This is a genomic window from Pararhizobium antarcticum, assembly GCF_001885585.1.
GTDB classification, from domain to species: domain Bacteria; phylum Pseudomonadota; class Alphaproteobacteria; order Rhizobiales; family Rhizobiaceae; genus Pararhizobium; species Pararhizobium antarcticum.
This window is the reverse complement of record NZ_LSRP01000013.1, coordinates 98,286-115,841: the sequence shown is the minus strand read 5'-3', so window position 1 is coordinate 115,841 and position 17,556 is coordinate 98,286. Positions and strand designations below refer to the sequence as shown.

General features: G+C 61.1%; 15 protein-coding genes and 1 tRNA gene. 7 read left to right on the top strand and 9 right to left on the bottom strand.

Annotation, left to right across the window (positions count from 1 at the left end; genetic code table 11):
- Window positions 1-12: 12 nt before the first annotated feature.
- Window positions 13-2,160, bottom strand: a complete 2,148-nt coding sequence (locus tag AX760_RS02645) for a GumC family protein (protein ID WP_071831282.1) — start codon at window positions 2,158-2,160, stop codon at window positions 13-15.
- A 220-nt stretch (window positions 2,161-2,380) separates the two neighbouring features.
- Between AX760_RS02645 and AX760_RS02640 the strand changes: the two genes are divergently transcribed.
- From AX760_RS02640 to AX760_RS02615, 6 genes are all read left to right on the top strand, one after another.
- On the top strand, window positions 2,381-2,956 hold the full coding sequence (locus AX760_RS02640; protein ID WP_071831281.1) for a polysaccharide biosynthesis/export family protein: 576 nt from the start codon (window positions 2,381-2,383) through the stop codon (window positions 2,954-2,956).
- A gap of 5 nt (window positions 2,957-2,961) precedes the next feature.
- Window positions 2,962-4,119 (top strand): glycosyltransferase family 4 protein, encoded by a 1,158-nt coding sequence (locus AX760_RS02635; RefSeq protein WP_071831280.1) that lies wholly within the window; start codon window positions 2,962-2,964, stop codon window positions 4,117-4,119.
- 72 nt (window positions 4,120-4,191) lie between these two features.
- Window positions 4,192-5,754 (top strand): undecaprenyl-phosphate glucose phosphotransferase, encoded by a 1,563-nt coding sequence (locus AX760_RS02630; protein ID WP_071831279.1) that lies wholly within the window; start codon window positions 4,192-4,194, stop codon window positions 5,752-5,754.
- The gene (locus AX760_RS02625; RefSeq protein WP_087149143.1) at window positions 5,754-7,022 is read left to right on the top strand and encodes an O-antigen ligase family protein; all 1,269 of its coding nucleotides are present in this window, start codon (window positions 5,754-5,756) and stop codon (window positions 7,020-7,022) included. The genes AX760_RS02630 and AX760_RS02625 overlap by 1 nt, the downstream gene beginning before the upstream one ends.
- Before the next feature lie 63 nt (window positions 7,023-7,085).
- Window positions 7,086-8,255, top strand: coding sequence for a glycosyltransferase family 4 protein (locus tag AX760_RS02620; protein WP_071831277.1), 1,170 nt, complete (start codon window positions 7,086-7,088; stop codon window positions 8,253-8,255).
- Window positions 8,256-8,372: 117 nt separating this feature from the next.
- A tRNA-Pro gene (locus AX760_RS02615) sits at window positions 8,373-8,449 on the top strand.
- 123 nt (window positions 8,450-8,572) lie between these two features.
- Here AX760_RS02615 and AX760_RS02610 read toward each other — a convergent pair.
- From AX760_RS02610 to AX760_RS02585, 6 genes are all read right to left on the bottom strand, one after another.
- Entirely contained in the window at window positions 8,573-9,118 is a 546-nt protein-coding gene (locus tag AX760_RS02610) for a MerR family transcriptional regulator (protein WP_071831276.1), read from the bottom strand.
- Window positions 9,119-9,295: 177 nt separating this feature from the next.
- Window positions 9,296-9,634 (bottom strand): integration host factor subunit alpha, encoded by a 339-nt coding sequence (locus AX760_RS02605; protein ID WP_071831275.1) that lies wholly within the window; start codon window positions 9,632-9,634, stop codon window positions 9,296-9,298.
- Window positions 9,635-9,728: 94 nt separating this feature from the next.
- Entirely contained in the window at window positions 9,729-10,700 is a 972-nt protein-coding gene (locus tag AX760_RS02600; protein ID WP_071831274.1) for a beta-ketoacyl-ACP synthase III, read from the bottom strand.
- 5 nt (window positions 10,701-10,705) lie between these two features.
- Window positions 10,706-11,764 carry a phosphate acyltransferase PlsX gene (gene plsX, locus AX760_RS02595; RefSeq protein WP_071831273.1) on the bottom strand — a complete coding sequence of 353 codons (1,059 nt, stop codon included), beginning with the start codon at window positions 11,762-11,764 and terminating at the stop codon, window positions 10,706-10,708.
- A 201-nt stretch (window positions 11,765-11,965) separates the two neighbouring features.
- Entirely contained in the window at window positions 11,966-12,517 is a 552-nt protein-coding gene (locus tag AX760_RS02590) for a YceD family protein (protein WP_071831272.1), read from the bottom strand.
- 98 nt (window positions 12,518-12,615) lie between these two features.
- Complete coding sequence (locus AX760_RS02585; RefSeq protein ID WP_071831302.1) at window positions 12,616-13,167, bottom strand: ubiquinol-cytochrome C chaperone family protein; 552 nt, start codon at window positions 13,165-13,167, stop codon at window positions 12,616-12,618.
- A gap of 131 nt (window positions 13,168-13,298) precedes the next feature.
- Here AX760_RS02585 and AX760_RS02580 point away from each other — a divergent pair, with 131 nt between their 5' ends.
- Window positions 13,299-13,835: an outer membrane protein assembly factor BamE gene (locus tag AX760_RS02580; RefSeq protein WP_071831271.1), complete on the top strand. Its 537-nt coding sequence runs from the start codon at window positions 13,299-13,301 to the stop codon at window positions 13,833-13,835.
- A 115-nt stretch (window positions 13,836-13,950) separates the two neighbouring features.
- On the opposite strand, the gene AX760_RS02575 is transcribed toward AX760_RS02580, so the two are convergent.
- Together AX760_RS02575 and AX760_RS02570 are read right to left on the bottom strand one after the other, a co-directional pair.
- Window positions 13,951-16,086: a sodium-translocating pyrophosphatase gene (locus AX760_RS02575; protein ID WP_071831270.1), complete on the bottom strand. Its 2,136-nt coding sequence runs from the start codon at window positions 16,084-16,086 to the stop codon at window positions 13,951-13,953.
- Window positions 16,087-16,303: 217 nt separating this feature from the next.
- Window positions 16,304-17,548, bottom strand: coding sequence for an MFS transporter (locus AX760_RS02570; RefSeq protein ID WP_425348807.1), 1,245 nt, complete (start codon window positions 17,546-17,548; stop codon window positions 16,304-16,306).
- Window positions 17,549-17,556 lie beyond the last annotated feature (8 nt).

The following is a 17,556-nucleotide window of genomic DNA, read 5'->3' as shown; positions in this document are numbered from 1 at the left end:
CAGTCATCAATCTCAGGCCGCGCGGCGACCCGGATGTCCTGGCTGCGGCAGCGCGGTGGCCGTCATCAGCACGATATCACTGTAGCCCGCCTCATCGAAACCATGGATCAGTGCAACGATATCCTCGTCGCTGACGGCCGGTGCAGACAAAATGATTTCCGTCTCGGTCGAGCGCATCACCTTTCGGACCGCATTGACGTCTGCCGGCCCGCACTCCACCAAAACGGTGTCATAGGCATTGGTCAAGGCATCGACGATCATCGCCAGGCGTTCGATGCCCCGCATCGCAATCGCGGGATCGGCATCCCCCTGCGGAATGATGTGTGCATCGGAAAGCCGGTCGGCATGGATCGTCTCGGTGAACGGCACTTCCCCGGCGAGCAGGTTCGTAATGCCGGGCAACTGCGTCGACTGGGCCATCAGGCGCGACGGGCAGGCCGAGCCGGTGAGGTCGATCAGGATGATCTTGCGCCCCTCTTCGGCAATCAGTCGGGCCAGCATGACGGTCGCCGTCGAGCCCTGGTCACCTGCCGGCGACACCGATACGGCGATGCGGATGTCATTGCTGCAGATATGATCGGCAACCGATTCGATCGAGAAATCTTCAGCATTGGCGGCCGTTTCCGGCGCGGGTTCCGCGATGTCAACGGGTTGCTCAAGCAGGCTGCGAGCGGCCTTCGGTTCGACCGCTTTCACCGGCGTATGCGTTATGACAACCGGCGGCTCATCGGCAGACGGTTGATCGTCCTCGTAATTCACCGGGCGCAGCGCGCGGCCACTGAAAAGCTCGCTGAGCATGATCACCACGCAGCTGATCAGGAAGGCGGCCAGGGCCGCGACAATGGTGATCGGCAGGACCTTCGGGAAATGCACATCGTTCGGCTCGACGGCCTGGGATATGATCCGGCCATCCGCAGGCGTCGAATTCACGCCGGTGCGGGACGTCGCCTCACGATACCGCGCCAGATAGGTTTCGAGCAGCTGACGCTGCGATGTGGCTTCGCGTTCGAGCGCGCGCAGGCCCACCTCATCCTCGCCAGCCTGGGCCGAGGTCGCCTTCAGCGTATTCAGTTGCTGGACCAGCTGGCGCTCGCGCAGTTGCGAGACGCTCGCCTCGTTTTCAAGACTGCCGAGAATCTTCTGCGTCTCGGTGCGAATTTGCGCACGGATGCCCTGCAGCTGGGATTTCAGCGCCTTCAACCGCGGGTGGCCATCCAACAGGGTGGTCGAGAGATCAGCGATCTGGCCCTGCATGGTTGATTCGGTTTCTTTCAGCCGCTGGATCATCGCCGACCCCACCACGTCGTTCAGCGTATCGACGGCGCGACCATTCGAGAGCGCCGAGCGCACACCTTCGGCCCGGGCCTCGGCATTGGCCCGTTCGCCGCGCACGCGGGCAAGCTCGGCCGAAATATCGTTGAGCTGGCGGATCGCAAACGTGCTGTTGTCGCCGGTCGGCAAAAGGTCCTGGGAAGAACGATAGGTCGCGACCTTGGCTTCCGCCTCACGCACCTTCTCGCGCAGATTGGCGATTTCCGGCTCAAGCCAGCGCGACGCTTCCGAATTGGAATCGAGTTTCGCACCGCTCTGCAGCGAGAGATAGACCTTGGCCATCGCGTTCGGGATGGCGGCGGCGAGCGTCTGGTCCTTGGAGGTGAATTGCACCGCAATAACCCGCGATTTTTCGACCTGGTAGACCTGCAGCTTATCCTGGAATTCCTTCAGGACTCGTTCTTCCGGAGGAAGATCGAGCGGATTTTTCTTGATGCCGAGCATGACAAGAAGATCCGAGATCGCCGATGGATTGGCCGTCGGGTCGAATTCCGGCAGCTCGTAAAGCTTCATTTCGCGGGCGACCTGCTTGATCAGGTCAACCGAACGCAGGACCTGAACCTGGCTGGAAATCGCGGATTCGTCGAAAGCGGCGTCGGCCGGCGGCTGCTGCGCCTGGTTGACGCCGGAAAATTCCGGCTGGCGCGATTCGATCAGCAGGCGCGCCTCGCTCTGGTACGTCGGTGACATGAGACTGGCGCCGACGAAAGCCATGCCGGCGAAACAGACGGTGGCCAGCAGCACGCGGCCCTTCTTATCCCATATCGCACGGAAGAGACCGCCGAGATCGATATCGACATCCTGATGACCGCTATTGACGCCCGACATGCGCTTTACTCCGAACCAACACAACCTGCCGGTCACCGTAAACAAACATGGTAACACAAGGGTTAATGGCGCGAACAAGCCTCTCCCGGGTCAACAACCGCCCTTCCCCCTGCAGAAAGCAGCGCGGCACACCGAAATTTCCACCGGCCTTTACCGGCTATTAACCCTAACGGATCGATAACATCTGGATATTGCAGGAAGTCCGGAGCGCGAGACCCTAATGACGTTCGCACGATTGAAAACAGGTTTGACATTCACAGCGGTTGCGCTGTGCGTCGCCGTTGCCGGCTGCACCAGCTATCAGCCTGCACCCCGGGCATTCAGCGAAGCCACGATCCAGCCCTACCGGGTCGATAGCGGCGACCGCTTGCGCATCAGCGTCTTCGAGCAAGCCGGCCTGACCGGCAGCTACACGGTAGACCAGGCCGGTTATGTCGCCTTTCCGCTGATCGGCGCCGTGCCGTCGCGGGGGCACACCCTGCCTGAAATGGAAAAGATGATCGCCGAAAAGCTGCGCCAGGGGTATCTGCGCGATCCCGACGTGACGATCGAGGTCGACCGCTACCGCTCTGTCTTCATCATGGGCGAAGTCGGCCAGTCCGGACAATACTCTTACGTGCCGGGCATGACGGTCCAGAACGCGATCGCCGTCGCCGGCGGATACTCGCCGCGCGCCAACCAGGCGAATGTCGACGTGACCCGCAAGATCAACGGCAAGGTCCTCACCGGGCGTGTCTCGATTTCAGACCCGATCATGGCTGGCGATACGATCTATGTTCGCGAGCGGCTGTTCTGACAGTCATGCCGGATCCCCGCCCGCTGCGCATCCTTCATTGTTTCCGGTCGCCGGTGGGCGGCATCTTTCGTCATGTCCGGGATCTGGCCGAGGCCCATGCCAAGGCCGGGCACGAGGTCGGCATTCTCTGCGACAGCACCACCGGGGGAACCTTCGAAGACAAACTGTTTGATGAAATACGGCCCCATCTGGCGCTCGGTCTGATGCGCCTGCCGATACAACGTTCGGTCGGACCGAGCGATCTCAAGGCCCTTTGGGGCAGCTACAGGGAAATCAGGAGTTTGCGGCCGGATATTCTGCACGGACACGGCGCCAAGGGCGGCGGTGTTGCGCGGATCATCGGCTCAGCCTTGCGGGTAAACAGGTATTGCGTCGCCCGCCTCTATTCGCCGCACGGCGGCAGCCTTCACTATGACGGATCGCGGCTCGGTGGAAAACTGGTGTTTCTGGCCGAACGGCTGCAGGAGCGCTTCACCGACGCGATGGTTTTCGTCTGCGATTTCGAACGCAGGACATACGAGACCAAGATCGGCCGGCCCAGAATGCGCAGCGAACGCATCTACAACGGCATCAATGATCGCGAATTCGAAACCGTACATGCCCGGCCCGACGCAGTGGATTTTCTCTATATCGGCATGCTCCGCGACCTGAAGGGCCCGGACCTGTTCGTCGATGCTTTTGCCCGTACCGAGCGGCTGGTCGGCCGGCCGCTATCGGCGATGATGGTCGGCGACGGGCCACAGAAGGCCGACTACGAACAGATGATGCTGGAGCGCGGCCTCGGTCGCCGGATCGAAATGCTGCCAGCCATGAAAGCCCGCGACGCCTTTGCCTTCACACGCAATGTCGTCGTTCCCTCCCGGGCCGAATCCATGCCCTATATCGTGCTCGAGGCGTTGGCGGCCCGCAAACCGGTGATCGCAGCCCGTGTCGGCGGCATACCAGAAGTGCTCGGCAACGACAGCGCCGCCCTGGCCGTTCCCGACAACGCGCAGTCGCTTGCAGAGATCATGGCGACCGCGGTCACCGAACCGGGCTGGGCAGAGCGCGTCATGCCGGAACCCGACACATTCAAGACTGCCTTCTCCACCTCGACGATGGCCGCAGCCATGCTGCAGCTCTATCAGGATCTTGTGCCGAAATCAGCCGCAAAGTCCCGGTGATTCCGCAGCGCTCGTAAGCGTTTTTTAGGGGCTTTCTGCTATCCCGGATCGAAGCCAAGGGCGGAAAACATCATGAACCAGATCGACAGACCGGAATCATTCGACACGGAAGCGCTTCGCAAGAAGATTTCCGAGATCCGCACGATCGGTCCCGATGAAAAGATCGACGACACGGCAAAGCCGGATCTCAACCCGCTTGCAAAGCGCATCGCGCAGCAGTTCCGGACCGATACCTATTCGCCGGCGATGATTGTCGGCCTGTTGCGGCTGCTCGATTTCTGCGGATTGTTCGCCATCGGTTATGCCATCCTGATGCTCTATGTCGCGCCGGGCCTGAATGACTGGCTCATCTATTGCGGCATCCTGGCCGGGGGTTCGGCCTTGACCGTCTGCTTCCTGCAACTGGCCGATGCCTACCAGGTGACCTGGCTTCGATCCGCGCTGCGCGCTTTGCCGCGCCTGGTCGGCGCCTGGATGCTGGCCTTTGCGAGCCTGGCGCTCGTCCTGTTCTTCACCAAGGTCGGCGGCCCCTATTCCCGCGTCTTCTTCGGCGCATGGTTCCTATCGGGCGCCGCGTTCCTGTTTCTCAAGCGCGCCTTCATTTCCTATTCGATCCGTCACTGGGTGCGCAACGGCGTCATGGAGCGCCGTGCGGTCATCGTCGGTGGCGGCCAGGCCGCCAAGGACCTCATCCGGTCCCTCGAAAGCCAGCCCGACAACGACATCCGCATCTGCGGCATCTTCGACGACCGCGACGAGCGCCGCTCGCCCAGCGTCATTGCCGGTTATCCGAAACTCGGAACGGTCGCCGAACTCGTCGATTTTGCCCGGCTGACCCGCATCGACATGCTGATCATCTCGCTGCCGCTGTCTGCGGAAGCCCGCATCCTGCAACTGCTGCGCAAGCTCTGGATTCTGCCCGTCGATATCCGGCTTGCCGCCCATGCCAACAATCTGCGGTTCCGTCCGCGCAGCTATTCGCATGTCGGCAACGTGCCGATGCTCGATATTTTCGACAAGCCGATCACCGATTGGGATTCGGTTGCCAAGCGTGCCTTCGACATCTTCTTCAGCGTAGTTGCACTCGTCTGCCTCTGGCCGGTCTTCCTCGGTGCGGCAATCGCCGTCAAGATCAATTCGCCAGGCCCGATCATCTTCAAGCAGAAGCGCCACGGCTTCAACAACGAGATGATCGACGTCTACAAGTTCCGCTCGATGTATACCGAAATGAGCGATCCGACGGCGCGCAATGCGGTCACCAAGGGCGACCCGCGGGTGACATCGGTCGGTCGTTTTCTGCGCAAATCCTCGATCGACGAACTGCCGCAGATCTTCAACGTGCTCAAGGGCCAACTCTCGCTGGTCGGACCGCGTCCGCATGCCGTTCTGGCGCAGACGCAGAACCGCAACTATTCCGATGTCGTCGAAGGCTATTTCGCACGCCACCGCGTCAAGCCCGGCGTTACCGGCTGGGCGCAGATCAACGGCTGGCGTGGCGAGATCGACAATGACGACAAGATCAAGTTCCGCACGGCCTTCGATCTCTACTATATTGAGAACTGGTCGCTGCTGTTTGATCTGAAGATCCTGTTCCTGACGCCGATCCGCCTGCTCAACACCGAAAACGCCTATTGATGGCGATTGGCGTCACGCAGGCCCCCGCTTTCAGGCCGCAACTCGCCGCAGTCGCCATCTTCGGATCGGCAATGGTGACCTTCGGCGTCTTTCTGTCGGGTTTCGTGATTGCCGAGCCGGCCCCTTATGAACTCTTCATGGCCGCGCTGATCGGACTCTGGGCGCTGTTCGGCCTGAAAATTTCACGCTACACCGCGCCGCTGCTTGCGCTCCTGATCCTGTTCAACACGGGTGGCATCCTGTCGCTGACGGTGATGAAGGAGCTTGGAGGCGGGCCGATGTATATCGCCGTGTCCGCCTTCCTGGCGCTCTCTTCCGTCTTCTATGCCGCCATTATCGAGGCACGCCAGGAGCGCCTGAAGCTGATCTTCAATGCCTGGGTCGCCGCCGGCGTCATCACCTCCCTGCTTGGCATTCTCGGCTATTTCGGCGCCATACCGGGTGGAGAGCAGTTCACGCTCTATGACCGCGCCAAGGGCGCCTTCCAGGATCCCAACGTCTTCGGTCCCTTTCTGGTCGCCCCGTCGCTCTACCTGATGCACGGGCTTCTGACAGACCGCCTGTCGCGCGCGCCCGTCCGGATCCTCTGCCTTCTGGTCATGGTGCTCGGCCTGTTCCTGTCCTTTTCCCGCGCGGCCTGGGCGCTCTACCTGTTCTGCGCCTGCGCGCTCGTTTTCATCATGCTGATGAAGGAACGGACCGGCGCCTTTCGCCTGAAGATCCTGGTACTGGCGCTCGGCGGCGCCATCCTGATGATCTCGGCGCTTGTCATCGCGCTGCAGTTCGAACAGGTGTCCAGCCTGTTCTCCAGCCGGACGCAACTGGTCCAGGAGTATGATGGCGGCCATCTCGGGCGCTTCGAGCGCCACCGCATCGGTTTCCTGATGGCGATGGAACACCCTCTCGGCATCGGACCGATGGTGTTCAGCACCCTGTTTCCGGAAGACGAACACAATATCTGGCTGAAATCGCTGACATCCTACGGCTGGCTGGGTTTCATCTGCTATGTCACGCTGATCTTCTGGACGGTAGCGATCGGCTTCCGCTTCCTGCTGCTCGACCGACCCTGGCAGCCCTATCTGATGATCGCCTGGATCGTGCTCATCGGCCATACCGCCATTGGCACCGTCATCGATACAGACCACTGGCGACATTTTTACCTGCTGCTCGGCATCGTCTGGGGCTGCGGCGCACTCGAATATCGCCATCGCCAGAAAACCGTCGCAGGGGCCGCGCTGCGGCGCGCAAAGGCTCCTTTAACATTTTGATTCTAATCATCTTCGAGTGACAGAGCGGCTTATTCCCAAAGCCGGGCGCAGCGGACCGTGAACATGACCAGCGATGTACTGCCGATAGCAACGCCCACCTCCGTGCCGATGCGGATCCTGCAGGTTCTGGAGCCCAGCGGTGGCGGATCGGGTCGCCATTTCCTGGATCTCTGCCGGGGACTGGCCGCACGCGGCCATCACGTCGAGGTGGTCTACTCGCCACTGCGGGCCGAAGAGGCCTTTCTACGCGAGTTAAAGGCAATTGGCCTGCCGGCCATTCACAGCGTCGCGATGAAGCGGGCACCGGGGCGCTCGGATATCGCCGCCCACAAGGCGCTCGGCAAAATCATCCGCAACGGCGGCTTCGACATTGTCCATGGGCACAGTTCCAAGGCCGGCGCCCTCACCCGGCTGCGCCTGCCCGGCCCGCATGTTCCGCGCATCTACACACCGCATGCCTTCCGCACCATGGATCCGACGCTCGGCCTTGCGGGACGCCTGATCTATGGGTCGATCGAACTTCTGCTGGCCCGCCTTTTCACCGACCACCTCATCTGCGTTTCCGACGACGAGTATGACCACGCGCGTCGCCTCGGCATTGCGCAGCGCATGATGTCGGTCATCCGCAACGGCGTCACGGCGCCGCAAGCCGCGATGGCGCAGACACTGCGCGCCAGCTTCGGCATAGCAGCGGACCAGCTCGTCTTCGGCTTTATCGGCCGCCTCTCCCCGCAAAAAGCACCCGAGCGGCTGCTGCAGGCGTTTGCCCATGCCGCGTCGCGCCTTGGCAACGCCCATCTCGTCATGGTCGGCTCCGGGGAACTGGAAGGACAGACAAAGGCGGCCATCCAGGCGAGCGGCCTGCAGAACCGCATTCACCTGACCAGCGTCTTTTCAGGACCACAGGCGGTCTCCTGTTTCGATGTGCTGGTCATGCCCAGCCGCTACGAGGCGATGTCCTATGTCATGCTCGAGGCTGCAGCAGCCGGAAAACCGATCATATCCACGGATATTGGCGGCGCCCGGACCGTGATCGCGGACGGCATGAACGGGCTCATCGTGCCGAACACCGACGACATCACCCGGCTTTCCGCTGCCATGGCCACCGCAGCGCAACCCGAAACCTTCATCGCCTTGCAGGCGGCAGCAACGGCCCGCAAGGGCGACTATTCGCTCGCCGTGATGATCGACAAGACCGAGAGCCTGTATCGTAAAATCGCACAGCGGACATAGCCGGACGCCCCGGCCTGCCGCCATCCGGCCACATAGGATGCACCGGCTATTTTGTTTCTGATTGCCGCTTTTTCCCCTTGCACCACGCATCCTGAAACTATAGGTCTTGCGGCGGCTCGGAGTGTAGCGCAGCCCGGTAGCGCACTTGACTGGGGGTCAAGGGGTCGTGGGTTCGAATCCCGCCACTCCGACCAAAATTCCCCACCGGAACATAGACAATCTCGACAATATTTGCCCGTGCGGCGCGATTTGCCCGTACGGCGCGCGGCTTCCGGCCGCTGCGCAATTGCGGCCAGTTGGTCTGCGAAGACCGCCGGCTACCGCACCTGATCGAGCAGCCGCTTGCATTCCAGGAGATCGTAAAGCGCCTCCTGCAAAAGCGCCCGGTCTTCCTTGCCGACCGATGTCTTGCCGATGGAAATTTCCGGCACGTCCTCATTGCCGCCGACGAAGGAAAAGAAGCGGCGGCTCGCCGGTGCCTTGGCGCGGCCGACGATCTGGTCGTCGTCCGGATTGCCGAGCTTGGGCTGCTGGGCCTGCAGCGGAGACTCGTCGTTGTTGGCCGCGGCCAGTGCCTCAATGGTCGCGAGATCGCCGCTGGCGATCGCTGATACGAACTTGTTGCCGTTGGCCTTCAGGAGCTTCTGCACGCCCTTGATCGTATAACCATGGTCATACAGCAGGTGACGGATACCCTTCAGCAGATCGACGTCGTCCGGGCGATAATAGCGGCGGCCACCGCCACGCTTCATCGGCTTGATCTGGAGAAAACGGGTCTCCCAGAAGCGCAGCACGTGCTGCGGCAGGTCGAGATCGTCAGCGACCTCGCTGATGGTGCGAAACGCATCCGGGCTTTTTTCCATGTCATCCCCATTCGAAGGTCGCGGTCGGCGCTTCGCTGCACGATTCGATGATTACACGAATCGGTCCCATTTCAACGGCTTAAGGATAGGTTTTCAACCATGTTAACATGGCTTCTGAGCGATTATTTGCGGGTGCACAAGCGACGGGAGATGGCTGCAACAGTAACCATCGGGGGATCAGGTCGCAGAAACCGCCGGCTTCTGCTTGGCCTTGCGCGCCACGTGCGATTTCAGGACGCGCTGCTTGAGCACGTTGGAGGCCTTGAAAGTCATGACGCGGCGGGGCGAGATCGGCACTTCTTCACCGGTCTTCGGATTGCGGCCGATGCGCTCGTTCTTGTCACGCACCTGGAAGGTTGCGAAGGAGGAAAGCTTGACGCTTTCGCCACGCACAATGGCATTGCAGATTTCGTCGATGACCGTCTCGACCAGTTCCGCCGATTCCGTGCGCGACAGGCCGACCTTGCGGAAAACCGATTCAGCCAAATCTGCCCGTGTTACCGTTTTTCCGCTCATCTTCCCCCACCGATTTTATTGGATATCGATTAGTCTGCGAAGACTATTGCCCTTGTCTATTCCGGTCAAGCGCCTGCCGTATATCAATAATTTTTTACCAGCGGAGAAGCACGGAACCCCAGGTGAAGCCACCGCCCATGGCCTCGAGCAGCACCAGGTCGCCCTTTTTGATACGGCCGTCGGACGCTGCAACATTCAGCGCAAGCGGGATCGAGGCGGCCGAGGTATTGCCATGCAGATCGACAGTCACGACAACTTTCTCCAGCGGAATTCCGAGTTTCTTTGCCGAGCCGTCGATGATCCGGCGATTGGCCTGGTGCGGGACCAGCCAGTCGAGATCGTCCGCCGTCGTGCCGGTGGCGGCAAAGGCGGCCTCGATGACGTCGGTGATCATGCCGACCGCGTGCTTGAAGACTTCGCGGCCCTCCATGCGCAAATGGCCAACCGTGCCTGTCGTTGACGGGCCGCCATCGACATAGAGCTTTTCCCTGTGGGCACCATCCGAGCGCAATTGCGTCGTTAGCACGCCGCGATCGCTGTTGCTGCCGGTGCCCTCCTGCGCCTCGAGGATGATTGCTCCGGCGCCATCGCCAAACAGGACGCAGGTCGTGCGGTCTGTCCAGTCGAGAAGCCGTGAAAACGTTTCCGCACCGATCACCAGAACCCGCTTGGCCAGGCCGCCACGGATATAGGCGTCGGCGGTGGTCACGCCGAAGATGAAGCCGGAACAGACCGCCTGAACGTCGAAGGCGGCGCCGTGGTGCATGCCAAGGCGATTCTGGATATTCACGGCGGTCGCTGGAAAAGTGTTGTCCGGGGTCGACGTCGCAAGAATGATCAGGTCGAGATCGGCCGCAGTCAGCCCGGCATTGTCAAGGGCGGCGCGCGCTGCGGCCTCGCCCAGAGATGCCGTGGTTTCGCCCTCGCCAGCAATATAACGCTGCCGGATGCCGGTTCGCTGCACAATCCATTCATCGGACGTGTCGACCCTGCTTTCCAGATCGGCATTGGTCACCACCTGTTTCGGGAGCGCTGCCCCGAAACCGCGAACCACAGAACGAATCATCTTATTCAAACCTCATCGCTCATGCTACCGGCCGCGCTTTCGGAAGCGGCCACGGCACGATATTTCTGCAAATCATTGGCGATCTTCGCCTTGAGCCCATTTCGAACCATATCATAACCAACGTCGATCGCGGCCGCGAACCCTTCCGCGTCGGTGCCGCCATGGCTCTTGATGACCACGCCGTTCAGACCGAGAAAGACACCGCCATTGACCTTGCGCGGATCCATCTTCTCGCGGAGCCGGTCGAAAGCGCCTTTCGCCAGGATATATCCGATCTTAGCCAGCAATGTGCGCGACATTGCGGCACGCAGATATTCGGCGATCTGCCGCGCCGTGCCTTCGGCAGTCTTCAACGCGATATTGCCGGAAAAGCCTTCGGTCACCACAACGTCGACGGTTCCGCGACCAATGTCGTCGCCCTCGACGAAGCCGTAATAGTCGATGCTGTCGAGGCCCGCCTCGCGCAGCAGCCGTCCGGCTTCCTTGACCTCTTCCTGTCCCTTCATCTCCTCGACACCAACATTGAGCAGGCCGAGCGTCGGGCGTTCCACCTCGAACAAAGCGCGCGCCATGGCGCCGCCCATCAGAGCGAAATCCATCAGTTGCTGTGCATTGGCGCCGATCGTCGCGCCCACATCAAGCACGATGCTTTCGCCTTTCAGCGTCGGCCAGATGGCGGCGATCGCCGGGCGCTGGATGCCGGACATCGTCCGCAGACAGAAGACCGACATCGCCATCAGCGCGCCGGTATTGCCAGCGGAAACCACGACATCCGCCTCATCCTTGCCGACGGCATCGATCGCATTCCACATGCTCGACTTGCCGCGGCCGCGGCGCAGGGCCTGGCTCGGCTTCTCGTCCATGGCAATGGCGATTTCGCTGTGGTGGAAAACGCTGGCCGCCTTCAGTTTAGGATGCTTGTCGAGAAGGGGCGCGCATTCCGATTCGATGCCGAACAGCACGAACCGTATATCGGGATGACGCTCGAGTGCCTTTGCGGCACCCGGAATGACGACCTGCGCACCGAAGTCGCCGCCCATAACATCAAGAGAAATTCTGACCACGCGTGCCTTATCCTTTTTTCCGGCCACACCGCATGTTTCGTCTCAACGCAACTCTTTGAGCGATGGAGACACACGTGTTTCCATGACGTTTGGACCATCAATGCCCGGCTTTCCGGAACAGATGGCCCAACGGGCCGGATTGCGGCCAAAATACCGTTTTTCAGTTCCGTGACAACCGATTTGTGCCGGGAGCAAGACGCCCTAGTCCTTTTTCCAGTCCTTCAGCACGGCAAAGGGATTGGGACGCACGTCATCTTCCTTCGTGCTTTCGATCCGTTCGCCAAAAGCAACGCCGTCCTTGCGCGGATAAGGATCGATTGCGAGTGCTGCATGCTCGGCCACGACTGTGCCGGCATCGATCGTATCGCCGGTGAAGACCTCAGGCAGATCGGGACCTTCGGGATCGACAAACATTTCACCAGTGTCGTTGGCGGCGATGCGGGCCAGCCGCGAGCCTTCCGGGACGAAGATCACGTCGATCGGCTCGCTGATCTGTGATCCGACCGGCTCCAGGGTCACGACGCAGGCCTGGACGATCTTCGCTGCGACGCGTCCGCGGATCCGTACACCGTCCTTCTTCCAGCGATTGATCTGCAACTCGGCAGACAAGGACTCGACCTCGACGACATTCCAGAGCGCAGCCAGCGCGATACGCTCCTGATCGTCGGCGGACAGACGGACCGTCACGGCATTGGCGGAAATGTTGCCGACCTTGACCGGATAGGAAAATGCCGGTTTTTCGTCATGGGTCATTCTGTGATCCTTCTGGAGACGATCGCGGCCATCTGGGCACCGCGCCGTTCGTATCGTCAAGCGCTTGTATCAGACAGGCGCTGGGGGGCAGGACGGTTTCAGTCCAAACCCGGGCTTGCGGGCACAGGCAGATCCAGCATACCGGCTTCGACCACGGCCTCGTCGGACGCTGCCAAGGCAGCCTCGGCCTCCAGCAGATAGGCTGCCAGAGCCTGCATCGAGACGTCTGAACCCGCTGGCTCGGGATAGAAATTGCGTTTCAGCGCTGCAGTCAGGGCTGCGGCATCCCGGTATTCGAGGGCAGCAGAATAGGTTTCAAGGCGGCCGTAAAACATGCCCGCCAGTTTTTTCATGCGTTTGGGAATGGCGACGTCGCCGACGCCGAGTTCGCGGATCGAATGATCGACATCCTCGAAAAACGCATCGACGATCTCCTGTGCGATTTCCTGGCCGGTGCGCGCCGAACCGCGCGTGCGGCGAAAATACAGGATCAGGACGGTGGAAAGCATCTCGAACCGCCCCATCACCGTATCGGGGACGCCAAGCTCGGCGTAGAGAACCGGTCGACGTGCCGCAGCCGTCAGAAGGCCGTATTGGCGCTCGACGATCGCAGTGTTGCTATTTTTTTTGCCGAACAATCCGAAAATCATCATAAAGCCCAAGTTTGGCTGCTTCAAAGTGCGCGCACCCACGCATCCTGTTGTTGCATGATTGCTGAAGCTGGTTTACCGAAGCAGGCACGAATTGCAATGGCGCATCTGCCATCTTTACCCCAAGGGAGATGTCGTTGACGAAACGGTATTTCAAGTCTGACATGAAACTGCGTAGCGTTGTTCTTACATTGGCGATCTGTGGCATTGCGCTGACAGGGTGCAAGTCAACGGACATGCTGGGGACAGGCGAAGTCCTCAATCAGGGCTATGTGGTCGACAAGGAAACGCTGGCGCTGGCGCCGGTCGGAGCGAGCCGCGAGCAGGTTCTCCTGTCACTTGGGACGCCATCCACGACGGCCACCTTCGACAATGAAGTGTTCTACTACATCTCGCAGAAGCGGACGCGTCCCGTTGCGTTCATGAAGCCCAAGCTCGTCGACCAAAGCATCCTGACCGTCTATTTCGACAAGGAGGGCGTCGTCGAAAAGCTCGCAAACTACACGCTGCAGGATGGCAAGGTGTTCGACGTGATCTCCCGCACGACGCCGACCGGCGGTCGCGAGATGACCTTCCTCAACCAGTTGCTGTCAGGCAATGGTATCGGCAAGAGCATGGCAAGATCGATCTTCGCCGATGGCAGCGACGGCGGCAGCAGGGGCCGCTAACCGGCAGCATTGCATTTCCTCAATGCAAAAACCGCGGAACAAGTTTCCGCGGTTTTTTTATGCGATCGTTGGGCAACCGACGGCGCGTCTTTCAACGCAACCGTCAGCGAATTCCCTAAGCCAGAACGGCGAGCAGCAGAAGCGCGACGATATTGGTGATCTTGATCGCCGGGTTGACCGCGGGACCGGCCGTGTCCTTGTAGGGATCGCCAACCGTATCGCCGGTCACGGAGGCCTTGTGTGCCTCCGATCCCTTCATGTGCTTCACGCCGTCCTTGTCGATGAAGCCGTCTTCGAAGCTCTTCTTGGCATTGTCCCAGGCGCCACCGCCCGAGGTCATGGAGATCGCCACGAAGATGCCGTTGACAATGACGCCGAGAAGAGAGGCCCCGAGCGCAGCAAACGCCGACGCCTTCGAGCCGGAGATCAGCAGGACGCCGAAATAGACGACGAGCGGCGCCAGCACCGGCAAGAGCGACGGCACGATCATTTCGCGGATCGCCGCCTTGGTCAGCATGTCGACCGCGCGACCATAGTCGGGACGATCGGTCCCGGCCATGATGCCCGGCTTCTCGCGGAACTGGCGGCGGACTTCCTCGACCACCGCGCCGGCCGCACGGCCGACGGCCGTCATTGCGATACCGCCGAAGAGATAGGGGATGAGACCGCCGAAGATCAGGCCGGCGACGACATAGGGGTTCGACAGATCGAAAGAAATCGTGCCGACATCCGCAAAATACGGATATTTGTCGCCATTGGCGGCAAAATACTTCAGGTCGTTGGAATAGGCCGCAAACAGCACGAGCGCACCGAGACCGGCCGAACCGATGGCGTAGCCCTTGGTGACTGCCTTCGTCGTGTTGCCGACCGCGTCGAGCGCGTCGGTTGCCTTGCGGACATCCGGCGGCAGATGCGCCATTTCGGCAATGCCGCCGGCATTGTCGGTGACGGGGCCAAATGCGTCGAGCGCAACGATCATGCCAGCAATGCCGAGCATCGCAGTGACGGCGATGCCGGTGCCGAACAGGCCGGCCAGCTGATAGGTGGACAGGATGCCACCGACGATGACGATCGCCGGAAGCGCGGTCGATTCCAGCGAAACAGCAAGCCCCTGGATGACGTTTGTGCCATGGCCGCTGACCGAAGCCTGGGCGATGGAATTGACCGGGCGCTTGTTGGTGCCGGTGTAATATTCGGTAATGACGACGATCAGGGCCGTCACCACAAGGCCGAGAATACCGCAGACGAACAGGTTTGCGCCGGTGATATCCTTGCCCTCGACCACGCCGATCGAGCCCCAGCCAATGGTCAGCGACGTGGCTGCCCCGAGACCAACGATCGACAGGACGCCCGTCACGATCAGCCCCTTGTAGAGCGCGCCCATGATCGAGCCATTCGAGCCGAGCTTGACGAAGAAGGCGCCGATGATGGAGGTGATGATGCAGGCGCCGCAGATCGCCAGCGGATAGGCCATCACGAGGTCAAGCGTCGCACTTCCGGAAAAGAAGATCGCCGCCAGAACCATGGTCGCAACAATCGAGACCGCATAGGTTTCGAACAGGTCTGCCGCCATGCCGGCGCAGTCGCCGACATTGTCGCCGACATTGTCGGCGATCGTGGCCGGGTTGCGGGGATCGTCTTCGGGAATGCCGGCCTCGACTTTGCCGACGAGGTCGCCGCCGACATCCGCGCCCTTGGTGAAGATGCCGCCGCCGAGACGGGCAAAGATCGAGATCAGCGAAGCGCCGAAACCAAGCGAAACGAGTGAATCGATAACGTCACGCGAATCCGGCGCGTGGCCGAAACCTTCCGTGAGCACGAGATAGTAGATGGAGACCCCCAGCAAGGCGAGACCGGCCACCAGCATGCCGGTGATGGCGCCCGACTTGAAAGCGATGTCGAGGCCGGCCGCAAGGCTGACGGAAGAGGCCTGCGCCGTGCGCACATTGGCGCGGACGGAGACATGCATGCCGATAAAGCCGGCCAGCCCCGAAAGAACCGCGCCGATCAGAAAGCCGACGGCGGCAGTTGCCGACAAAAGAAGCCAGGTGCCGACGAAGACAACAGCGCCGACGACGGAAATGGTCATGTATTGACGGGTGAGATAGGCCTGCGCCCCCTCGCGTATGAAGCCTGCAATCTCTTGCATGCGGGCATTGCCCTGGTCGGCGGCAAGCACCGACCGGGTCGTCCAGATGGCATAGACCACCGAAAGCAACCCGCATGCGATAACGCCCAGTAGAATGGTCATTTCGCTCTTTCCTCCGTTAACCCGCAGCTCACTCCGTTCCACAGGCAAAAAAACGCATGGGCCCTTGCTCCCCATCAAGCGCGGCAGCCCATGCAGGGGCAAGAGTGCGGTGACGAATCGGTATCGTCAAGCCCTTCGACAAGCTCAAAACTGGCTGATTTGCAGGACTTAGCTGCTTTTTCAGGGGACAAGCGGGAGCCTGCCCGAAGCAATCGGTTCAGGCTGTCTGCTTTGTCCCGGAACGGGCCAGAAATGCCAGGAGAATGAAGCAGAGAATGGTCACCGGCCACACGGCCGCGCTGAGCATATCCCAGCCATAGGCGGTCAGAACCTTGCCGGATCCGAAGGACGCAAGAGCGACGGCAGCAAACAGGATGATGTCGTGGAAGCCCTGAACCTTGTCGGCTTCGTGAGGGCGATAGCTTGCTGCGACGATGGCCGTCGAGCCGATGAAACCAAGGTTCCAGCCGAGCCCCAGGAGGATGAGTGCACCCCAGAAATTCCAGAGCGCAATGCCGGCATGGGCAACAACGGCGCAGAGCATGAGAAGGGCAAGTCCCGCCGCCACGACCTTTTCCGCGCCGAAACGCGACACCAGCATGCCGGTGAAGAAACTCGGCGCGAACATTGCCAGCACATGCCACTGGATGCCGAGTGTCGCAAGATCGGTCGAGAAGCCGCAGCCGACGACCATCGCGATCGGCGCGCCGGTCATCATGAAGGTCATCAAGGCGTATGTGGAAATCCCACAGATCATGCCGGTCAGGAAGCGCTGCGTCAGCACGATCTCCTTCAAGGGCCGCGCAACGGCTGCCGGTGCCGTGGCTCCAGACGTCGGCGTCGTGGGCTTGCGCAAATCCGGCAGGCGCAGGAACAGAAGCACGATGATGGCAGCAAGGCAGATCGGAACCAGCGCCATGAAGGCACCGGCAAAGAGGATCGGCAAAAAGGCATCCATGGTCAGAATGACGAGTTGCGGCCCGAGAACCGCTGATATCATGCCGCCCGCGAGTATCCACGAGATGGCACGCGGCTTGTAGAATGACGGGGAAGCGTCGGCAGCGGCAAAGCGGATCTTCTGGGCAAAACCGCCAGACATGCCGGCAATGCAGAGGCCGAATGCAAAAAGCCAGAAATCACTGCGAAACAGGGCGATCGCTGCCACGGCGCCGCCGGCAGCCCCCAAAAGGGCGCCGACAATGAAAGCAGCCTGCCGTCCGAGCAGGCGGGACAACAAGGCAACCAGCACCGCCCCCAGGGCAACGCCGACATTGAAACCGGTGAGCGGCGCGGTCGCAAGTGACTTGTCGGCGCCCAGCAACTGGTAACCGGCAACACCGCCGACGGCAAAACAGATGGGACCGAGCGTGCCAAGGATGCCTTGTACCGCCGTCAGCAGATAGACATTGCGACGGGCCTCCCGCAGGTCCGGTATCGTGCCCTGCCCGCTGCCCGTCTCCATGCTCATGC